This window comes from Ruegeria sp. SCSIO 43209 (genome assembly GCF_019904295.1).
Lineage (GTDB): Bacteria > Pseudomonadota > Alphaproteobacteria > Rhodobacterales > Rhodobacteraceae > Ruegeria.
The window spans coordinates 3,318,118-3,339,839 of record NZ_CP065359.1 but is presented as its reverse complement, the minus strand read 5'-3'; the positions used below and the strand labels follow the sequence as shown (position 1 = coordinate 3,339,839).

Below are 21,722 nucleotides of genomic sequence, written 5' to 3'. Positions count from 1 at the left end.
GACCCCCTCCGCTCTATCGGCTGCTCTTTACGCCAATAGCGCTTTGATCTCTTTACCCTTCCACCTCAGATGCATCCCGATCAGGCCCATCAGGGCAGTGACGATGACAATGTAGTAGGGGACGCGGATGTCGATGCTCATCAATCCGCCTCCGATCAGGGACATGATACCGCCTGCTAGGCAGAACACGGCTGTGGTCACGCCCATGACCCAGCCCTGATCCGTTTCGGCAACGCTGGATGAGAACAGGCCTAGCAGCGTCGGGTAAGAAACGCCGAAGAAGAAGTAGAAGAAAAAGACCGGAATATAGCTCAGCACCCCGCTGGGGCTGAATGCGAAGGCAAAGCCACAGATCACCATGGTGACCAATGAGGTGTAGATGATCTGGTGCTTGCTGAACCTCTCTTGCGCTGGTTTCACAAGGAAAGTGCTGGAAAAGGCCAGCGCAACGCCAATGACCACCATCGCCATGCTGCCCCCAATTACGCCATAACCCCACGCGCTGGTCAGGAAGTTGTCGACGAATACATAGAAAGTAACGTTGGCGACCATGAACAGGGCGTAAACTGGCATGATCTTCAGAACCAGCGGGTGCTCGCGCACAGCAATAAGACTGTCGGTGATGTCGCGTGGGCGGAAAACAAAAGGTTCACGCTCGGTTCTGGTATCCTTGAAGAACGCGGTCACAAGAAAGATTGCAATCAGGACCAGTACAAACGCCCCGTAGAAAGGCGTTTTCAATGTCGCCGCGCTGCCCAATAAGGCTGCATCGGACAGAACCGCGCCTATGATCGGTCCTCCGACCAAGCCAAAGCTGACACCGGTCACAATATAACCCATGTTGCGGTCGCGGTCGGCAGCGTCGGTGCTGCCATCGATCATTGCCGCCTGCGCAATGGGCTGATTTCCAGCCGTAAACCCGGTGATCGAACGACCAATGATCAGCAGAAGCAGGCTGTTGAGATAAAGCGCTGCGATGGTCAGGGCGTAGCCGACCAGCGCCCCGGTCAAACAGACCAAAAGGGCATTCTTGCGCCCGATAGAGTCTGAAACCTTCGAGACATAGACCACCCCCAGAAACCAAGACAGGAAGAAGCAGCCGATCACCAGACCATAATAAAAGTGCCTTGTGCCCATGGCCGTGCTTTCCGGCAAGAAGCCGGACTTCGTTTCCATGATCAGGGAGTTGATGATGGGAAACACCAGCCCTTGTCCGATCAGGTCAACAAAGACCACAAACAGCAGGGTGATCTTGGCAATCTTGGTCATGAAAACGCCCCCAGTTCCAATATCTTGGGGCGAGTGTAACAGACAGTTGCCCTGTCACCTAACGGCGTGTCAGAGGCCGGAAAGCCCGACCCCTGAAGGGTGTGATTACTTCAACGAAGCAACGCCCAGCGGGACGCCGGCAACCTCGCACCAAATGTAAACTTCGTTGTAGCCCGAGACATCCATGGTTGGCGGCACGGCATAGGATTGCTTGCCGGTCAGGTGCAGCAGCGCGCCCAGTTTGCTGTCTGGGGCGTATGTGCCGTCCTTACCAAATGCGACACGCGGGTCGGGGCCGTTGTCCAGCGAAAAGTCGTCGCCCAGTTCAACGATGTAACGCTCGCCATCTTTGACCAGTTTTACCGAACCGGTAGTGACGTGGTTCGAGCGGCCTTCAAATGTGCCTTTCTTTTTTGCGCCACCGGCCAGGGCAGCGGTGGTGCCGACCAGAGACAGGGCCGCGCCGGTAGCTGCAGCTTTCACAAAAAGCGAACGACGAGTCATCATGATGAGGTATCTCCCTAATGTCATACGGACGCAGAGTCCGTCGCGAAAGGTTATGCCGCAGACGCTGTGCATCTGGCGATTCACATCACCACGAAATTCCGTGTGCTGCCCGTGAGTTGCCGTGATCTTCTCGTGATCGGCTTGTGTTTTCGCGCCGTATGATTAGGTTCCGCTGCGAAACATACGGATAGAACACATATGACCGACCTGACCCCGCGCGAGATTGTCTCGGAACTGGACCGCTTTATTATCGGGCAGAAAGACGCGAAACGCGCCGTCGCCGTGGCGCTACGCAACCGCTGGCGGCGCAAGCAGTTGCCAGATGACATCCGCGATGAGGTCTATCCGAAAAACATTCTGATGATCGGACCCACCGGCGTTGGCAAGACCGAGATCAGCCGCCGTCTGGCCAAACTGGCTCGCGCACCCTTCATCAAAGTTGAAGCCACCAAATTCACCGAGGTCGGCTATGTCGGTCGGGACGTTGAACAGATCGTGCGTGATCTGGCTGACGCCGCAATCCTGCAAACCCGCGAGTATATGCGCGAGGATGTCAAAGCCCGCGCCCATCAGGCCGCCGAGGATCGCGTGATCGAGGCGATTGCAGGAACCGACGCCCGCGAAGCGACGCGCGAGATGTTCCGCAAGAAGCTGAAGGCTGGTGAGCTGGACGATACCGAAATCGAGTTGGAACTGTCCGATACCACGAACCCGATGCCGATGTTCGATATTCCGGGCCAGCCGGGTGGTCAGATGGGGATGATGAATCTGGGTGATATCTTCGGCAAGGCCTTCGGTGGACGGACCGTCAAGAAACGCATGACTGTGGCTGAAAGCTATGAGGCGTTAATTGGCGAAGAGGCCGACAAGTTGCTGGATGACGAAACTGTCAACCGTGTGGCTTTGGAATCGGTCGAACAGAACGGCATCGTGTTTCTGGATGAGATCGACAAAGTCTGCGCCCGATCCGATGCGCGCGGAGGCGATGTCAGCCGGGAAGGGGTTCAGCGCGACCTGCTGCCTCTGATCGAGGGCACCACTGTCAGCACCAAACATGGCCCTGTGAAAACCGACCATATCCTTTTCATCGCATCCGGTGCGTTTCACATCGCCAAGCCCTCGGACCTGCTGCCAGAACTTCAGGGCCGTTTGCCGATACGCGTGGAGCTGCGCGCCCTGACAGAAGAGGATTTCGTACGTATCCTGACCGAGACCGACAACGCTCTGACCCTGCAGTATACTGCCCTGATGGGCACTGAAGAGGTCACGGTCAGTTTCACCGAAGACGGGATCGCAGCCTTGGCCCGGATTGCGGCGGATGTGAACCAAAGCATCGAGAATATCGGTGCGCGGCGGCTTTACACGGTGATGGAGCGCGTGTTCGAAGAGCTTTCGTTCACCGCACCGGATCAGGCGGGGGCTGAGATCACCGTCGATGCAGGTTTCGTGAATGACAATCTTGGCGAGCTGACAAAATCCACAGACCTCAGCCGTTACGTTTTGTAACAGGTGCCAGCCGGATTTTGCCAATGAGTCGTGCCCTCAGGCTGGACGCGGGGCGGGAATACGGTAGCGTAGCCCTGTAACTTCACAGGGGCAGAGCGTGCTGCGCTATTTCATCATCATTGTGACGCTGTCTGTGCTGACCGCCTGTGCGGATCGGTCTATCACAGAGATCACACCCGAAGCCCTTAAGGTCGGCACCCCCGCCACGGTCTTTGCCGCCACTACCCGGGCGCGCGAGCCGGATGGCAGCTACGGAGCTAACCGTGCCGAGGCATTGCGTTACCTTGAGATGACCGTCTCGATTCCGCCGTCGCACACGCCGGGTGAACTCAAGTTCTCATACGCGAACCCGAATCCGAACAAACAGTTTGTCGTGGCCGATGTTACCGAGTTCTCGGGTCCGCAGGATCTGAAGTCCCGTCTGCGTGGCGTGGATGACGTGGTCATCTTTGTTCACGGGTATAACGCCACGCAGACCGAGACCGCATTTCGGGCCGCTCAGCTGAGCCATGATATCGGTATCCCCGGAACTATTCTGATTTATTCCTGGCCCAGTAAGGCACGCGGCACCGGTTACGCCTATGATCTGGACAGTATGCTGTTTGCCCGAGACGGGCTGGAACAGACCATTAGATTGCTCAAATCAATGGGCGTAAAGCGGGTCGTCCTGATAGCGCATTCGATGGGCAGCGCACTATCGATGGAGATGATGCGGCAAGCCGAATTGCGCGAGCCGGGATGGGCAAGCCGCAATCTTGAGGGGGTCATCCTGATCTCACCTGATCTGGATGTGGATCTGTTCCGATCCCAGATGAACAGCATCAAGAGCCCGCCCGACCCGTTTGTGGTGATGGTGTCCCAGAAGGACAAGATTCTGAACCTGTCGGCTCGGCTGCGCGGCACCGCGGACAGTCAGAGGTTGGGTAATATCAGTTCAGTCGACGCGTTGGCCGAATATCCGATCAGCGTGATCGACACGACTGCATTCAACAGCGATGCGGGATCATCTCATTTCGTGGCGGCGACGTCTCCGGCGCTGCTGGCCATTCTCAGTTCGGTCCGCCGGGTCAGCAACACCTTTGGCCCCGACCGGCCTGGCATCGATGTCCTTGTCCCGCCCAGCGAACGCAGCGCAGATGGCGCGACCGAGATTGTGCTGACCGAGACCGGACAGGCGCAGGTCAGCGCGCCCTGATCAGGCACGCATTCGATGATCGGGGTCCAGCGATGGGATCGCATCCAGCAACCGCTTGGTATAGTCTTGCTTGGGAGCGGCAAACAGTTCGCGCGTTGGGGCGCTTTCGACGATCTTGCCGTGATACATCACAACCACAAAATCGCAGGTATGGGCCACAACCGACAGATCGTGGCTGATGAACATGAAGGTCAGGCCCATATCTCGCTGAAGGGATTTCAGCAGGTTCAGGATATCCGCCTGAATCGACACGTCCAGCGCCGCCACGCATTCATCGGCAACTACAAAACGCGGGTTGCAGGCCAGAGCCCGCGCGATAGAAATCCGCTGACGCTGACCGCCCGAAAACGCGTGCGGATAGCGTCGCAGATGTTCAAGGTTCAACCGGCATTTGCCCGCAATCTCGCGAACCCGCGCATCGGTTTCCTCACGCGATGCGGTCAGGCCCATCACATCCAGCGGTTCGGCTATGATATCACGCACGGTCATCCGAGGACTAAGCGCCGCGTAAGGGTCCTGAAAAATCAACTGAGCCCGACGGCGATAGGACTTGAGATCGGTTGCCGACATTTTGGTCAGATCGAACTGCTCTTCACCATCGTCATAGCTTGCGCCACCGCTGGTGATTGGAACCGCATTCAGCAATGCGCGGCCGAGTGTTGTCTTGCCCGAGCCGGACTCGCCGACCACTCCAACAAATGCCCCTTGCGGGATTTCGATCGAGACATTGTCGACCGCCTTTAGCGTGCGCTTGTTAAACAACCCGCCACCAATGGGAAATTCGACTGACAGGTTTTCGGTTTTGATCAATGCGTTTGTCATGGCTGGCCTGGCACGTCTTCGGGGAAAATGGCTGCGAAATGGCCGGGGCTGACCTCGGTCAAGGGTGGGCGTTCCGTTTCATATCGCGATCCGGGTTTGAGTTCCGGGTTGCGTGGATGGAACACGCAGCCTGATGGCCGCTCCAGAGGTGAGGGGATATCGCCGGGGATCGGGGTTAGCGGTGCGTCCAGATCATCGAGTTTGGGTAACGCGTTCAGCAGGCCACGCGTATAGGCATGTGCCGGATGGCGGATCACCTCACGCACAGGTCCGCTTTCCATGATCCGACCCAGATACATCACCGCAACCCGGTCGGCGGTTTGGGCGACGACGCTTAGGTCATGGGTGATGAAGACGATGCCCATGCCAAACTCGGCCACCAGATCCTTCATCAGATCCAAAACCTGAGCCTGAATGGTCACGTCCAGCGCCGTTGTCGGCTCATCCGCGATCAGCAGTTTGGGCTTGGTCGAAAGCGCCATGGCGATCATCGCCCGCTGACGCATCCCGCCCGACAATTCGAAAGCGTATTGGTTGAACCGGGCCGCTGGTTCAAGGATACCCACTCGGTCCAGCATTTCGATCGATAGTTCTTTGGCCTGCTTTTTGCTGAGGTCCGTGTGGATCAGCAACTGTTCAACCATCTGCTTGCCGATGGTGATCGCGGGGGCAAAGCTGGCCATCGGCTCTTGAAAGATCATACTGATCGCCCCGCCGCGCACAATCTCCATGTCCTTGGGCCGCTTCAGCGCCATGATATCAACCGGGCCGCTGTCGAGATGCAGATCGATCCGGCTTTCTGGCGCATAGATCGCGTTGGGTGGATTTAGTTTCATCAGTGACTTTGCCGTCACTGATTTTCCCGATCCACTTTCGCCGACCAGCCCGAGCACCTCGCCTGGGACGAGTGAAAACGAAACATCCTCGACCGCCGTGATCAACCCTTCATCGGTTTTGAACTGAACGGACAGGTTTTCGACATCGATCAGGCTCATTTGCGGGTCTCCGAATAAGGATCAGCCGCATCGCGCAGGCCATCGCCGACGAACACGAAAGACATCACGAGAACGACAAAGAAGATGACCGGGATGAAATACCATTGGTAATTCAGCAGAACATCCGCCTTGGTCACATTCTGCAACATCACGCCAAGTGAGTTGACCGGATCTTTCAGCCCCAGCCCGATAAAGCTGAGCGCGGTTTCGCTGAGGACCATATAGGGGAACGAGATCACCAGATCGACGATGATGTAGCTGGTGAAGCTGGGCAGCAGGTGACGCCGGATGATGTGGCCCGGCGACGCGCCGCACAGTTTCGCCGCAAGCACGTATTCCTGATTGCGTTCCGTTAGCAGATGGGTACGCACCCGCCGCGCCAGCGTCGGCCAGCCGACCAGTCCCAATATGGCCGTTATCACGAAAAACCGTGTCTCGGCCGACCATTCCGGCGGGATAAAGGCCGCAATCGCCATGAACAGAGGGATGGCCGGGACCGTTCGGATCGCATCGGTGATCATTTGGATCACACTGTCGACCATTCCACCGTAATATCCGGCCACCCCTCCGATCGCGAGCGCCAGCACGAACGAAATCATCACCCCAAGCGTTCCGACCTGTAGCGACGTCCAAACCGCATGCAGTGTACGGCTGAAGATATCCTTGCCGGCACTGTCGGTTCCGAACAGGTGAACATAGCCCTGATCGACACCAAACAGGTGGATGTTACCGGGAATGACTCCAAACAGCTTATATTTGTCGCCCCGAACGAAGAACTGGATATATCGGCGTTCATCCTCGTTCACTTTCTCGACCCAGCGGAAATTGGTCGCCAACGAGCGTTCGCGGGTTACCCCGTGCAGGAACGGGCGGATCGAGCAGCCATTCTTGTCGCAGAATTTTGGAATCTGCGGGGCTCCGTTCAGATAGTCTTTGTCACGCCCTGCGGCGGTCGGATCGTAAGGCGACAGGAACGGAGCAAAGATGCCCGACAGGATCAGGACGACCAGAACTGCGGCCGCAATCATCGCCGCGCGCTGTTTCTTGAATCGGGCCCAGATCAACTGACGCTGCGAGGCGGTGAAATAGGCTTCTTTTGCCTTTTGGTTGTCGATTGTCGCAGTCATCTGGTCACCTAAGGATACTTTTGCGCACGCGCGGATCGATCACCGCAAGCAGAATGTCGGTGAAGAAATTCAACGTCACGATTGATGCCGTCAGCAGAAAGATGATGGCCCCCGCAAGTTGCTGATCATTGGACCGCGCCAACGCTTCAAGCAAAAGCGCCCCGGCTTCGGTCAATGTCAGGATCAGCGCCACAATGGGCAGTTCGTTGAAGATCCGGTTCAGGTCAAAGCCAAGGCTGTTGACGATCGGCCCCAGCGCATGACGGGCCGGATAGCGCCATAACAGGCGGCGGCCATAAATGCCCCGCGCGGCAGCAGCGGTGACATACAGCTTCCCGATCTCATCCGACATCAACGCGCGCACGGTCTGCAGCGCAAAGGCTGTGGCCGACCAGCCCAGAATGAAGATCGGCAGCCAGGCGTGTTTCAGCAAATCAAGGAACTTGCCCCAAGACCAAGGCGCTTCTTTGTACTCGGGCGAGAACAGCCCGGTCAGAGTCTCGCCGAAATAAACGGTTGAAACCAGCATCACCATCAGGGCCAGCAGGAAGTTCGGCATCGCCAGACCCAGATAGCTGACGATCCGCAGCGAGTTGTTCAGTACCGCACTGCGCGAGGCGGCAGAAATGATGCCCACAGGGATTGCAATGGCATAAGCCAGCGTCAAAGCGCCAAGGCAGATCCACAGCGACAGCCAGAACTTGTCGCCCAGCAGCTGTGCAATATTCACCCGCAGGATGCAGCTTTCGCCGAAATCGCCGCGAAATGCCCCTGACAACCAAGTGGCCCATCGGGTCAGGAACGGTTGATCCAACCCCAGTCGGGCGCGTTCTGCTGCAACGTCAGCAACGGTGATCGCGGACCCTTGGGTGTTTTTATACGCCAAATAGCGCTCGGCACAGTCACCGGGCACCAGTTCCATCAGTGAAAAAACAATCAGCGATACGATGACCAAAGTGACCAACGCCATAACCGCCCGGGTGGCGGCAAATCTGCAGAATTGCAACATATCTGTCCCCGCGGGATGCGCGAAGGCGGGCGCGGGCGCCCACCTTCTTATCTTCTCAACCTTATTCGCTCAGCCACCACTGGGCGGGGCGGTAAGGATAGGTCCGATAGAACTCGTAAGACTGCGTTTTGAACTCGGTAAAGTTCTGCAGGTTGTTCGAGTGATAGATCGGGGCAGGAGCATTCACGGTACCCAGGAACAGCAGCTCGCCGGTCATGATCTCGACCATCTTCTGCGCGGCGGATACTGACGCATCAGAGCCGGGTGCACTGGACTGATAGGTGTCCAATGCAGCCTTCAGATCCGCGACCCAAGCCGGTGGTTCAACACCGTTTTCACCGTTTGAGCTGATATATTCAGCCCAAAGCATACCTGTACGTACGTCGAAATAGCCATCAAACGGAGGCACCCAGATCTCGCTGTCCCCGAGGATCGACCCGGCTGGCTGGCTCTTCAGCCATAGGCCCATATCCAGCGAGTTGGCCGTTTGTGCGGCGCGGAATTCGTCGGATGTCACCTCTTTGATCGCGGTGTTGACGCCAACGTCTTTCCAGTTCTGAGCAATCAGTTCCACCAATTGCGCCGAAGCTGGCTGGGTCGAGAACTGCCAATCCAGAACAAACGGATCACCATTCGGCAAGTCGCGGAAGCCATCACCGTCCTTGTCGACAAGACCTACTTCGTCCAGCAGCGCATTGGCGCGCTCTGCGTCGAATTCGATCTCATGGTTCGACCATTTTTCGTCGATGAAATCGGGACGTGGCGAGAAGCCGATGTACTGTGTCGGTGTTCCCAGACCAAAAGCCACAACCTCGTTTAGCTGGTTGCGATCCATCGCAACAGACATCGCAGTTCTGAACCGAATATCGTTAAAGATCGCGCGCTTGGCCTCGTCTTCTGCGGTCACGTTGAAGGTCAGAACCGGATAGCCGATCGAAGGCTTCACCTCGACCGTGTAGTTACCGTTCTCCTGACCTTCGAGCAGCACCGGAGCGGATGTCAGGTTAACACCCTGCGATTTGTAATCGACCTCGCCATTCAGCAACTTAAGGGTGCGTACTTCTTCGTCCGGAACGTAAGTTTCATCCATTTCCGAAATGTAGGGAAGCTGGTTACCCTGCGTGTCGACCTGGAAGAAATAGGGGTTGGCCACGTAGTGACGACCCTCGGTGCTCTCCTTCACAAGGATATGGCTCTCCAGCGTCGGCATGGTGTCGGTGGGAAGACCCGCCAGTTTGTCACCGGCTGTCAGCATCGGAGATGGCGTATCCATCCAGTCCGAGTTGCCATAATAGGCCTTGATCAGCTCGTACCCGTTTTCATAACCAAGCGCCTGCGCGTTGGCGTCGGCGTTGTCATCCAGCGCCGGGTGGAACTTTTCAAAGAAATGCTTGGGCTGGTAGGGCTGCACATAGGTGAACGAGAATGTCTCGGTCAGGCCAGGCTTGGGCGCGGCAAGGGTAAAGCGGACGGTGGTGTCGTCCAGCGCTTCGACATTCATGGGCTCACCGCCCGCCAGTGCATAATCCTTCGCTTCGGCGATGACATTGGTGTCCATCATCAGGTTATCGTACCAGAAGACGATATCCGCCGCCGTAAATGGCGCGCCATCCGACCACTTGTGGCCTTCACGCAGATTCACGGTCAGCACGGTGAAGTCATCGTTCCATTCCCAGGATTTCGCCACGTTGGGCACCAGGGTCTGCAGGTCGTCGGAATAGCGGAACAGGTTGACGTGACGCACCGAAAGGAAGTCCGAGGTGCCGCTTTCTGTGGCGTTGGAGAGCGCGTCCAGAACACCGCCATACTGACCTATCGAGTCATAGGGTACGATGACCAACGGGTCAGCCGGCAGACGATCTGCAACGGCCGCAAGATCGCCATTGCCACGGATCATGCCGTTCAGATCCCCAATAGCCGGGTTTTCTGCAAAGCTGAGCGTACAGTTTGCAGCTGATTGAAACTCGGACAGATCAAACTGCTGAGGATAAGCGCCGGCTGCGACGCCCTGCATATCCGCGACGGTTGCAGCAGGACAATTGGCCCAGGCCGCGCCCCCGATTGTGGCAAAGGCCACACCAGACATAAGAAGCTTTTTCATGTTTTCTCCCTAGGTTTTGTTTATTTCGTTTTGCGTTTCCGAGAGCCCGATTTGCCCGCTTTGCTTTCGGAGGTTTCTTTGTTCTTTTTTTGCTTCCGGGGCTCTGTTTCATCTGGCCCGGATTTGACATCGTATTGCGATGCAATGTGCACTTGGACCCCAGCTTGCTTGAGAACGGGTGCAAACGCATCAGGTGGCGCGATATCGGTCACCAGATCCGTCACCTTGTCGAACGGGCAAGACACGTTGGCTGCCTTTGCACCGAATTTGGTGTGGTCCGCTGCAACGATCATACGATGCGTGTTCCCTTGCAGCGCACGGGTCAGATCCGCCTCTAGCGGGTTCGAAGCCAATACGCCTCCAACCAGCGACAGTGCATCCGCGCCGCAGATCACCGCGTCATAGCTGTACTGACACGCCAGTTCTTCAGCTGCACGGCCAAAACTGCCTCGTTCGGAGCGGATTACTTCGCCCCCTGCCAGAACGGCGCGCGTGCCATTGTGATCGGCCAGGGATGCGACAACTGACAAAGAGTTGCTAACGACGGTTAAACCCCGCAGCTCACGTAGTTGCTCGGCCACATGAGTCATGGTCGAGCCAACGGTAATGAACAACACCATCTCGTCCTCAAGCAACCCGCAGACCCGCTTGGCGATGTTGGTTTTCTCGTCGGCATTATACTCCAGCGCGCCCGAAAACATCGGTGTATCCTGTGCTCGAGACAGAAATGTGCCGCCATGCACACGCTCAACCTTGTTCGCGCGCGCCAGTGCCTTGACCAAACGACGCACCGTTTCCTCAGAGACGTCCATGATCTGGGCGATCTGAGTGTTGCGCGCTGACCCCCCCAGCCGCGCAAGGACATCCAGCAGCTCTCGGCCACGATGTGGGATGGTTACGCTATCATCATCCATTTTCAGACTCGGTCACATTTTCGCGCAAAAATCCACAATAAATGTAAATCTTTTGCGACAATTTTGGTTTTTTTGCCTTTTCCGGTCAACATGGCACAACAAACCTGCAGTTTCATGCGGCTTGACAGGTGGATTTCAGATCTCTCGCAAGAATCATTCAACTCATCCCAGCATGTGTTCATGACGACAATGCGATCAGCGTCACGCCTGCAGCCATCATCACGGCTGCCAGAAGGCGTCGCATGGGATTGCCTTCACCCAGGAACAGAAATCCGATCAGGGCCGCGAAGATCACTGAAGTTTCGCGTAAGGCTGACACGACGCCAAGCGGAGCGAAATTCTTGGCATAAAGCACTAGGCCGTAAGCCGTCATCGACACCATTCCGCCTGCAATCCCGATCACCCAGATGCGCAGAGGCAAATCAAGCACACGCGCGCCTCGCCGTAGCGCGACAAAGCCCACAACAAAGATATGCAGAACCGAATGCCAGGCCCAATAACTCAGGATGTTGCCTGACACCCGCACGCCCAGGCCATCCACAAGCGAGTAGATGGAAATAAAGCAGCCCGTTCCCAATGCGAAAACAAGCGATGCCCTACCGACCCCTTGCCTCAAAACCGACCAGCTGGACAGTTGAATGCCGGTGGCAATCACCGCGATCCCAATCCATGCCTGCGTCGGCAGATGTTCGCCCGCAAATATTACGGCCCAAAGAGCGACCAGCGCAGGAACCACACCGCGCGCGATCGGGTACACCACACTGAGATCACCATGCCGGTAGGCCTGATTCAGCATGTAGAAATATCCGAAATGAACGACAGTCGAACCTGCCAGATATGGCAGGCTCTCGACATTCGGCAGCGGCAGAACCGCTACCATCAGCGCCCCCGGGATAACATGCCCCAGTGCAACCAGACCCAGCGTGACTGTTCGGTCAGCGGCCGTTTTTACAACCGTGTTCCAGATCGCATGCAGCAACGCGGCCGCAAGGATTATGAGAACGATTTCAGCGCTCACTGTCAGATCGCCACTTTAAACAGCTCAGTGATGTTTTGTTGGTTGAGTTGGATTGGGTTCCCTCCGCATGAGGGGTCGATGATTGCGCCCTGGACCAATTCGGGGATGGCGGCTTTGGTGACGCCGAGGTCGGAGAGATTGCGGGGGATGGCGAGGCTGTCGTTGAACTCTTGCACGAAGCTGCGGAAGCCGTCGAAGCCGCCGTCGATGCCCAGATAGGCGGCGGCTTGCTGGAAGCGGTCGGCGATGACTGGCGCGTTGAACTCGAGCACGGCGGGCATGCAGACCGCGTTGGTGGTGCCGTGGTGGGTGTTGAACACCGCGCCGACGGGGTGGCTCATGGCGTGGATGGCGCCCAAGCCTTTCTGGAAGGCGGTGGCCCCCATCGCCGCCGCGCTCATCATCTGGGCGCGGGCTTCGATGTCGGTGCCGTCCGCATAGGCACGTGGCAGGTAGTCCTTGACCAGCCGCATTCCTTCCAGCGCGATGCCCTGAGACATCGGGTGGTAATGCGGGCTGCTGAACGCCTCGACACAATGCGCGAACGCATCCAGACCGGTGCCTGCGGTGATGAACCTGGGCATGCCCACCGTCAGCTCGGGGTCGCAGATCACCACGGTCGGCAGCACCTTGGGATGGAAGATGATCTTCTTGGCGTGGGTTTCAGAATTGGTGATGACGCTGGCGCGCCCCACTTCGGACCCGGTCCCGGCAGTTGTGGGGACGGCGATGATCGGCGCGATGGCATCGGCATCCGCTCGGGTCCACCAATCGCCGATGTCCTCAAAGTCCCAGACCGGGCGCGTCTGACCACACATGAAGGCGACCATCTTGCCCAGATCCAGCCCCGAGCCACCGCCAAATGCGATCACCCCGTCATGACCGCCCGCGTTATAGGCCGCAACACCGGCCTCGAGGTTCTGTTCATTGGGGTTCGGGTCCACATCCGCGAACAGACCCCGGCCCAGACCGGCGGTCTCCATGATATCCAGCGTCGCGGTGGTGATCGGCAGGTCGGCCAGCCCCTTGTCGGTGACCAGCAGCGGCTTCTTCATGCCGGCCGCAGCACAGGCTTCGGGCAATTCATTGATCCGCCCGGCCCCGAATTTGATTGCGGTTGGATAAGACCAGTTTCCAACAAGTGACATGTTTGCTTTCCTTCGTGTCAAAAGGCCTGCCCCGGCGAGGGGGTCATTCCGAGGCAGGCCGGCGTCCTTAGCCCGTGACCTTTTTCAGGTGATAGGATTTGGGACGTGTCAGGTTGTGATAGCCAATGACCGACAGACCGCCGCCGCGCCCGGTATTCTTGCAGCCGGTCCAGCACAGGCCGGGATCCAGATAATCGGCGCGGTTCATGAAGACGGTGCCCGTCTCAATCTGGTCGCCCACCCGCGCAGCACGGTCCAGATCGCGGGTCCAGAGGCTCGCCGTCAGGCCAAACGCGCTGTCATTCATCAGCCGGATGGCCTCGTCATCCGTGGACACTTTCATAATGCCCACTACCGGACCAAAGCTTTCATCCCGCATCACCCGCATGTCATGGGTGACATTGGTCAGGATCTGCGGCGTCAGATATGCGCCGCCATCATCCTCGGGGAAGATGTCGATATGGGCCACCGCACCAGCCTCGACCGCCTCGGCAATCTGCGCCCGCACCTCATCGGCAAAGCGCACATTGGCCATCGGGCCAATGGTGGTCTCAGCGTCCAGCGGATTGCCCAGCTTATAGCCCTTCACGATCTCCACCGCCCTGGCGACGAAGTCGTCATACAGGCTTTCATGCACATAAATCCGCTCGATCCCGCAGCAGCACTGGCCCGCGTTGAACATTGCCCCGTCGATCAGCGTCTCAACCGCCGCCTCCAGATCGGCATCGTCCATCACATAACCCGGATCCTTGCCGCCCAGCTCAGTCCCGACGCCGGTAAAGGTGCCCGCCGCCGCGCGCTCCATCGCCTGGCCGCCGCCGACCGAGCCGGTGAAGTTCACGAAGTCGAACGCATTGCCCGCGATCAGATCGTTGGTCACGTCATGGCTCAGAAAGACATTCTGGAACACGTCTTCCGGCACACCCGCTGCATGGAAGGCCTGCGCCATACGCTCGCCCACCAGCAGGGTCTGCGTGGCGTGTTTCAGGATCACCGTATTACCCGCGATTAGCGCCGGGGCCACCGTGTTGATCGCCGTCATGTAAGGATAATTCCAGGGCGCCACCACAAACACCACCCCATGCGGGATGCGCCTGATATAGCGCTTGAACGTCTCATCTTCGCCCACCGCGATATCAGCCAATGCGCTTTCGGCAATCCCGGCCATATGGCTTGCGCGCTCGTTGAAGCCGCCGAATTCACCGCCATAGCGCACCGGGCGACCCATCATATGCGCCAACTCGGGCACGATTTCCTCATTCATCGCGCCAACAGCAGCCACACCCGCCATCACGAGATCAATGCGTTCCCGCAAGGGCCGCGCCGCCCAAGCCGCCTGTGCGGCCCGCGCCCGGCCCGCAACCTCAAACGCCGCCTCCCGCGACAACACCTCGCGCTCGGCAAAAACCGACCCATCAATCGGCGAGACACATTGCAACATCTGCCCCATAGTCACTCCATCTCTAAAGAGAGCAGGATCCCTGCTTCATCTGGCCATAAATATCTCGGGGGCCGCCATTGGTGCGCCATTGGTTCGAGCGCCAATGGCGGCGGGGCTGGCCCCTCGCTTTCACCCTCTCAAGCCCGCTCGAACCCGCGGGCAATTTCCCAATCGGTCACCACGCGCTCAAACTCTTCGATCTCAACCTCGGCCGCGCGCGCATAGTGATCGACAACGTCATCTCCCATCGCAGCCCGCAACATCGCCGAGCCATGCAGCGCATCCCGCGCCGCGCGCAGATCGCCCGGGATCATCCCCGTCTCTCCCTGATAGACGTCGCCCGTGGTCGGCGGCTGCAACTCCAGCCCTTCTTCGATCCCAGCGATCCCCGCCGCCAGCATCCCAGCCATCGCCAGATAGGGGTTCATATCCGAGCCCGGGATACGGCATTCCACCCGCACCGCCTTGGTGCCGTCACCGCACAGGCGGAACCCGGCGGTGCGGTTGTCCACCGACCAGATGATCCGCGTCGGCGCAAAGGTCCCCTTCATGAACCGCTTGTAGCTGTTGATGTAGGGCGCCATGAAACAGGTGTAATCGGCGGCGTATTTCAAAAGACCCGCCATGTAGCTTTTCATCACATCCGACATGCCGAGCGGATCTTTTTCGTCGAAAAAGATCGGCCGCCCCTCGGACCAGAGCGACTGATGCACGTGGCTGGAACTGCCCACTTTCTCATGATGCCATTTCGGCAGGAAGGTCGCGGCATGCCCATGCTGCCAGGCAATCTCTTTCACCGCGTTCTTGGCGATCGAGTGATACTCGGCCGTCTCCATCGCAGGCGCATATTTGATGTTCAGCTCTTCCTGCCCGGTCTCGGCCTCACCTTTCGTGTTCTCGACCGGTATCCCCGCATCCCACAGATGGTTGCGGATCGGGCGCATCACATGCTCTTCCTTGGTGGTCTGAAGGATGTGATAGTCTTCGTTGTACCCCGAGATCGGCTCAAGGTCGCGAAAGCCTTCCTTGCGGATCTGATCAAAGCTTTTCTCGAACAGGAAAAACTCCAGCTCGGTGGCGCACATGGCGTCATAACCCATCGCCTTCAGCCGGTTCACCTGGCGTTTCAGGATCGAGCGCGGCGCGTGTGGCACTTCTTCATGCGTGTGATGATCCAGCACATCGCACATCACCATCGCCGTGCCTTCCAGCCACGGCACTGGGCGCAGCGTGCTCAGATCCGGCTTCATCACATAATCGCCATAGCCCCGCTCCCAACTGGTCGACGCATACCCATCCGGCGTCCCCATCTCGAGATCCGTCGCCAGCAGATAATTGCAGCAATGCGTCTCTTCCCACGCTCCCGCAACAAAATGACCCGCATGAAACCGCTTCCCCATCAAACGGCCCTGCATGTCAACCAGACAAACCAATACCGTATCAATCTCGCCAGACGAAACCTCAGCCTTCAAATGCTCAAATGTCAGTTTCGCGCTCACGATGCGCCCTCCCTGATCGTGATATCGTTCAGCGCCGGTTCAAGCAGCGCCAGTATGTCCCGGGACATGTTGGCAACCTGTATTTCATTGCCCAAAAGATCATTGCGTACTTCGATCATCACATTGGCCAGCCCCCGGCTCAGCGCATGGAGACGGAGCGAATGCGTTACACCGTCAGCGGGGCCATAGGGTTGATTGCGTTCCGTGCGGCGATGCGGGATCTGATCCATGTGATCCAGCATGGCATCGACCAGACGGCTGTCCTGGTCATGGAGAAGTCCAAGTTCAACCGCGCGCGGCTGCCCAAAATAGACTGGCGTGAAGGAGTGAATAGTCACAACGACTGTATCCGGACCGCGCGCATCCAGAACCTGTGCTACAGCCTGGCAGAACGGGGCATACACTGCCTGGGTACGTGCATCGCGTTGCGATTGATCGAGGCCCACATTGCCCGGCACTTCGATCAGTTCTGATTTCTCGGGCATTGCGCTTGCCGCCTCGGGCGGACGGTTGCAATCATAGACCAATCGCGAGACGGTCGAGGCCACGACCGGAGCATCAAGCGCTGTCGACAGCGCCCGTGTCAGCGCCATTGCGCCCGGATCCCAAGCAGCATGGCTGACGCGCGCGGATGCGGACAACCCCAAATCATCAAACTCTGCCGGAATGCGGTTGCTTGCATGTTCACACAGCAGAACGACGCGCCCAATGCCCGTCTCGTTCAGGATTTCGACCGATCCGGTCACCCTTTGACCTCGGTATCCGCATCCTGTTCCATCTGCGGCATTTCTTCGATCAGACGGGTTTCAAGCAACTGCCCGTTGCGATACAGGATCGGATAGGCGACGGCCGCGATGTGACTGTTGAATTCGCGAAAGGCGCGCAGCGTTTCGAGGTGGATGTCGCTGGTTTCAAAGCTTTCTGCGCTGCCATGTTGCAAGCGTTTAAGGTGGCGTTTGCGACTGTCACGCTCGGCCCGCTTGATTTCGGTTTTTTCCAGGCTCAGCAGACGCGCGCTTTCCAGATCGTCCGAGATCAGCACGTTCGAGGCCAGTTTCAGGTTGGCCACAATCCCCTCGTGCATTTCGACCAGCTCTGACCAACCTTCTTTCGAGAACGCGGCCCCCTTTTTGCGCATGTCATCCGCCAATGCCGTCAGGCGTTTGGCCACCACGTCGCCCGCGGTTTCCAGGCGAATGGCATATTCCATTAGGTCCCGCGCAATCTTGGCATTTTCCTTGCCGAACGCATCAGCGGGGATAGCCGCCACATATTGCCGGATACCAGAAAGGCAATCGTTCACATCAGTATCCATGTCCCGAATGGCCCGGATCTGCTCCTTGTCGCCGCTGCGATAAAGCTCCAGCGCAGGCCGGAACATAGAGCCAACCATGTCGCTCATCCGCAGAAGCTCGCGTTTGAGGTTAGACAGGGCCTGATTGGGTCTGCTGAGGGAGTCGAGATCAAGTGCGCTGATCGGTTGCCCGGGCTGCGCGCTGCTTTCAGGACTATTCGGATCGGGCAGCAGTTTTTCGAATGGCGCGCGCAGCATGCCGCAGAACGGCAGTGCCAGAACCAAAAGCGAGGCGTTGAAAATCAGATGTGCATTCACCAGCATCTGCCCGCCTTGCAGATCGCCCAATACTCCGATTCGCAGCGCCAGGTTGGCAGCAAACAGCGAGACAATTGACCAACTGCCCCGCAACGCCAGATTAGCGAAGGGAATGCGCCTTGCAGACAGGGCCATGCCGCGTGTCAGCCAAACCGGGATGAAGGCGGACCCGAAATTAGCACCCAACACCAGTGAGAGCCCGGCGGCAAACGGGATCGCCCCGATTTGCACCAGGGTCACACACATCAAGATCGCAGCGACCGAAGAATGCATGACAAAGGCCAGCGCTCCACCGACTAGGAACGCTGTGATGTAATCACGCGCAAGATACTCGGCGATGGCGGGTAGAAAGGCGCTGTCACGGATTGGGTCCATCGCCTCGCGGAGAAAACGCAGTGAGATCAGGATGAATGCGACACCCATCAAAATACGGCCCAACTGGCGCGGTTTCTTGGCCTCTGTCTTGACGAACAGATAGCCGCCGACCGCAAGCAGTAGCGGCACCAACCAATCCAGTTTGAAGGACAGAACCTGAATGATCAGCGCCGAGCCGAGATCGCCACCCAGAACCATCGCAAGCCCGGTCGGAAAGGCCAACATCCCGCCCGCCGCAAATCCGGAGGTCAGCAATGCAACCGCGGCCGAGCTTTGCAAGACGACGGCCATTGTAAGCCCTACCATCGAGGCCTGCACATAGCTGCGCTGCCCCGTCATCACCCGCTGAAACGATGCACCATAGCTACGCTCGATGCCCGTGCGCACCATGCGCACAGCGTAGAGCAGCAGCATCGTTGCACCAGCCAGACTTATGAGGAAACTGACAATCGCCATTCCGTTATCCGTTCACCAGATCAAGCAGCTCGGAATGCAGTTGCGGCGTGGCCGCCGATATGACTCGGCCGTCGGAGTTCAGACCTAGCGGCTTACCCTCCCAATCGCTCATGATCCCGCCCGCAGCTTCAACTACGGCGGAAACCGGCAGATAGTCATAAGGCTGCAGATCATAATCGATGACCGCATCAACATGGCCCATCGCAAGCAGTGCATGCGGGTAGCAGTCATAGGCAAAGCGTCGGGTCTGTCCCGAATTCATCAACCGATCAAACAGGGCCGGATGATCCCGGTAAATCTTGTCGCCTTCGTTGACGAAAAAAACTGCGTCGCTCAATTGGTGTGTAACGCTGACCGAGACAGGCTTGCCATTCAGTGTGGCCCCTTGACCTTTCATGCCGATCAGAAATTCGTTCAGGGCAGGCATGCCGATGACCCCCAATCGGGGAACACCATTCGTGAGATATCCCAACAGGAACCCAAACAACGGATGCCCCGACAGGAATGATCGGGTGCCGTCAATGGGATCTACAATCCAGATATTCTGCCGATCCTGACCTTCGAACCCCTGTTCTTCGCCAAAGATACCGTCATCTGGAAAGTTCTCAGCCAAATATTGTCGCACCACGGCCTCGACACCCTTGTCCGCCTGTGTGACCGGGCTTTCGTCCGCCTTGAACTCAACCCCCAAACGTCCCCGAAAGTACCCGCGCGCAGCCTGCGCGGCGATATTGGCGATTTCGGCGGCGTGAATCGCGATATCTGCCGTACCTTCGGGCGTTGCAACGGTATTAGGTGGGGTTAGCATCTGTTTTTGTCCCTCATTGCAATGCCTTAAGCAGTATTCAGAGACGCCGTCATGGTACAGGTAAACTGGATGACTAACGGATCGCCATTGCACATGGGTGTTCCGGTTGTATCGTCACTCTGCGATGCTGCATTACGCAACATCTTTTAAGCATCAACGTCACAAAACCCCACACAGCACAGCAACATTAACCCACAAAAAACAACTTATTCAACCAAATTATTCCGTTTTTGGTTGATTGGCGGTTTCGTTTGTGGATTTTTGAGCGGTGGGTATCGCCATTCCGAGGCAAAGCAGGCAATACCGCCGCGTAGTTTTGGCAGGAATACACGCGCAGGGCCAAAGATTCGGTTCAGCGATTAGGAGCACCGGGATATGACAGACAAACACAACGTCCTGTTTATCATTACCGACCAGATGCGGGCGGATTGTTTGTTTGGGGCATTGGAGGCCCATGTTGACCTGCCTCACATGCGCGCATTGATGGAGGACAGTGTTTCTTTCACGCGGCACTTTTCCGTTACCAACCCCTGCGGGCCATCGCGCGCCTCATTGCTGACCGGGCAATACGCGATGAACCACCGGTCGGTACGAAACGGCACGCCCCTGCGCCACGATGCACCGACCATCGCCAGCGAGATGCGCAAGGCAGGGTATCTGCCGATGCTTTTTGGATATACCGACACATCACAGGACCCGCGCGTGTTTGATGCAAAAGACCCGGCGCTCAGGTCATATGAATTCCACATGGCCGGTTTTCAGGAAATGCTGGAAATGCGGTTGGAGATGTCATTCCCATGGCGTTCTCATCTGAAAAACCGTGGATATGAGTTCGAAAACTATATTGACGTGTTCAAACCGGTCGCACCCGATGGCGGCCAGCCTGCACTGAATGACCCGGCCTTCTACGCAGCCGAGGATAGCGATACCGCCTTTCTAACCGATCGGTTTCTGGAAACCATGCCGGCGTATGCGGATGATGACAGGGGATGGTTTGCACATCTGACCTACATTCGCCCGCATCCACCGCTGGTAGCCCCGGCACCATATAACCGAATGTATGACCCTGCCTCGCTACCATTGCCATCGCGACTGCTAACCGCCGAGGCCGAAGAGGCGTTGCATCCGTTTTTCGCTCCGGCACGGGCCAACAGCACGGTTGCCGGGTTTGTTGAAGGTTTCCCGGACCTTGAACCGACGGACGAGGTAGTGCAGACGCTGCGTTCGATCTATCTGGGTCTTGCCACGGAGGTAGATCATCATATCGGCCGCGTGGTTTCGTTTTTGAAAGAGACAGGGCAGTACGACAACACAATGCTGGTGGTCACCGCAGATCATGGCGAGATGCTGGGGGATCGGCACAGTTGGGGTAAGATGTCGGTTTATGATGCGGCCTATCATACACCCTTGATCGTGCGCATGCCCGATGGAGCCCGTGGTAAACGGGTCGAGGCACCCACGGAATCGATTGATATCGTTCCGACGATTCTCGAATGGATCGGGCGGACAATACCGGATTCCATGAATGGGCATTCGCTGTTGCCCTTCCTTCAGAGTGAATCCTCAACCCCGGCTGACTGGCGCCGCTATTCATTCTCGGAGTTGGACTTCGCTGATCCGCTGAACCCAACCCGCTGGCAACGCGAACTGGAAACGGGGTTAGAGGACAGCTGCCTGAGCATCCTGCGCGACAACCGGTTTACATTGGTTGAGTTTGCGGCTGATCTTCCGCCCATGCTGTTTGACGGTGAAGGGCAGGGTGAGATGGAGAACGTGGCAGAACATCCTGAACACGCCGCCACATTGGCACGCATGACACGCGACATGTTGCGCCACCGGATGCGGAAAATGGACAAGACCCTATCAAACTGGATGATCACCCCGGATGGTCCGCGCCATCCGTGACGTTCCTATATGGCT

General features: G+C 57.6%; 18 protein-coding genes. 3 read left to right on the top strand and 15 right to left on the bottom strand.

Features of this window, described 5'->3' with window-relative positions:
* Positions 1 to 27: 27 nt before the first annotated feature.
* Positions 28 to 1,269, bottom strand: coding sequence for an MFS transporter (locus tag I5192_RS16575; RefSeq protein WP_170397806.1), 1,242 nt, complete (start codon positions 1,267 to 1,269; stop codon positions 28 to 30).
* Positions 1,270 to 1,374: 105 nt separating this feature from the next.
* The gene (locus I5192_RS16570) at positions 1,375 to 1,776 is read right to left on the bottom strand and encodes a DM13 domain-containing protein (protein WP_170397803.1); all 402 of its coding nucleotides are present in this window, start codon (positions 1,774 to 1,776) and stop codon (positions 1,375 to 1,377) included.
* A 198-nt stretch (positions 1,777 to 1,974) separates the two neighbouring features.
* On the opposite strand from I5192_RS16570, the gene hslU reads away from it, so the two are divergent.
* Together hslU and I5192_RS16560 are read left to right on the top strand one after the other, a co-directional pair.
* Positions 1,975 to 3,282: an ATP-dependent protease ATPase subunit HslU gene (hslU, locus tag I5192_RS16565; RefSeq protein WP_170407914.1), complete on the top strand. Its 1,308-nt coding sequence runs from the start codon at positions 1,975 to 1,977 to the stop codon at positions 3,280 to 3,282.
* Positions 3,283 to 3,379: 97 nt separating this feature from the next.
* Positions 3,380 to 4,477: an alpha/beta hydrolase gene (locus tag I5192_RS16560; protein WP_170397799.1), complete on the top strand. Its 1,098-nt coding sequence runs from the start codon at positions 3,380 to 3,382 to the stop codon at positions 4,475 to 4,477.
* Here the strand turns inward: I5192_RS16560 and I5192_RS16555 are convergent, their stop codons facing one another.
* The 13 genes from I5192_RS16555 to I5192_RS16495 form a co-directional block, all read right to left on the bottom strand.
* Positions 4,478 to 5,299 carry an ATP-binding cassette domain-containing protein gene (locus tag I5192_RS16555; protein ID WP_223117325.1) on the bottom strand — a complete coding sequence of 274 codons (822 nt, stop codon included), beginning with the start codon at positions 5,297 to 5,299 and terminating at the stop codon, positions 4,478 to 4,480.
* Entirely contained in the window at positions 5,296 to 6,294 is a 999-nt protein-coding gene (locus I5192_RS16550) for an ABC transporter ATP-binding protein (protein WP_170397793.1), read from the bottom strand. Before I5192_RS16550 ends, I5192_RS16555 begins: the two co-directional genes overlap by 4 nt.
* Complete coding sequence (locus I5192_RS16545; protein ID WP_223117324.1) at positions 6,291 to 7,421, bottom strand: ABC transporter permease; 1,131 nt, start codon at positions 7,419 to 7,421, stop codon at positions 6,291 to 6,293. Before I5192_RS16545 ends, I5192_RS16550 begins: the two co-directional genes overlap by 4 nt.
* A 4-nt stretch (positions 7,422 to 7,425) precedes the next feature.
* A complete protein-coding gene (locus I5192_RS16540) occupies positions 7,426 to 8,430 on the bottom strand; it encodes an ABC transporter permease (RefSeq protein WP_170397787.1) in 1,005 nt (334 codons plus the stop codon).
* Positions 8,431 to 8,491: 61 nt separating this feature from the next.
* A complete protein-coding gene (locus tag I5192_RS16535) occupies positions 8,492 to 10,531 on the bottom strand; it encodes an ABC transporter substrate-binding protein (RefSeq protein ID WP_223117323.1) in 2,040 nt (679 codons plus the stop codon).
* Positions 10,532 to 10,551: 20 nt separating this feature from the next.
* Entirely contained in the window at positions 10,552 to 11,445 is an 894-nt protein-coding gene (locus I5192_RS16530) for a DeoR/GlpR family DNA-binding transcription regulator (protein ID WP_170397781.1), read from the bottom strand.
* Positions 11,446 to 11,623: 178 nt separating this feature from the next.
* Positions 11,624 to 12,463 carry an EamA family transporter gene (locus tag I5192_RS16525; RefSeq protein ID WP_170397778.1) on the bottom strand — a complete coding sequence of 280 codons (840 nt, stop codon included), beginning with the start codon at positions 12,461 to 12,463 and terminating at the stop codon, positions 11,624 to 11,626.
* 2 nt (positions 12,464 to 12,465) lie between these two features.
* Positions 12,466 to 13,611 (bottom strand): iron-containing alcohol dehydrogenase, encoded by a 1,146-nt coding sequence (locus I5192_RS16520; protein WP_223117322.1) that lies wholly within the window; start codon positions 13,609 to 13,611, stop codon positions 12,466 to 12,468.
* Positions 13,612 to 13,678: 67 nt separating this feature from the next.
* A complete protein-coding gene (locus tag I5192_RS16515; RefSeq protein WP_223116729.1) occupies positions 13,679 to 15,061 on the bottom strand; it encodes an aldehyde dehydrogenase family protein in 1,383 nt (460 codons plus the stop codon).
* 128 nt (positions 15,062 to 15,189) lie between these two features.
* Positions 15,190 to 16,551 carry a glutamine synthetase family protein gene (locus I5192_RS16510; RefSeq protein WP_223117321.1) on the bottom strand — a complete coding sequence of 454 codons (1,362 nt, stop codon included), beginning with the start codon at positions 16,549 to 16,551 and terminating at the stop codon, positions 15,190 to 15,192.
* Positions 16,548 to 17,297 carry an N-formylglutamate amidohydrolase gene (locus I5192_RS16505; RefSeq protein ID WP_223117320.1) on the bottom strand — a complete coding sequence of 250 codons (750 nt, stop codon included), beginning with the start codon at positions 17,295 to 17,297 and terminating at the stop codon, positions 16,548 to 16,550. The genes I5192_RS16510 and I5192_RS16505 overlap by 4 nt, the downstream gene beginning before the upstream one ends.
* On the bottom strand, positions 17,294 to 18,994 hold the full coding sequence (locus I5192_RS16500) for a Na/Pi cotransporter family protein (RefSeq protein WP_223117319.1): 1,701 nt from the start codon (positions 18,992 to 18,994) through the stop codon (positions 17,294 to 17,296). The genes I5192_RS16505 and I5192_RS16500 overlap by 4 nt, the downstream gene beginning before the upstream one ends.
* A gap of 4 nt (positions 18,995 to 18,998) precedes the next feature.
* On the bottom strand, positions 18,999 to 19,802 hold the full coding sequence (locus I5192_RS16495; RefSeq protein ID WP_223117318.1) for an inositol monophosphatase family protein: 804 nt from the start codon (positions 19,800 to 19,802) through the stop codon (positions 18,999 to 19,001).
* Positions 19,803 to 20,177: 375 nt separating this feature from the next.
* On the opposite strand from I5192_RS16495, the gene I5192_RS16490 reads away from it, so the two are divergent.
* A complete protein-coding gene (locus I5192_RS16490) occupies positions 20,178 to 21,707 on the top strand; it encodes a sulfatase-like hydrolase/transferase (RefSeq protein ID WP_170399478.1) in 1,530 nt (509 codons plus the stop codon).
* Positions 21,708 to 21,722 lie beyond the last annotated feature (15 nt).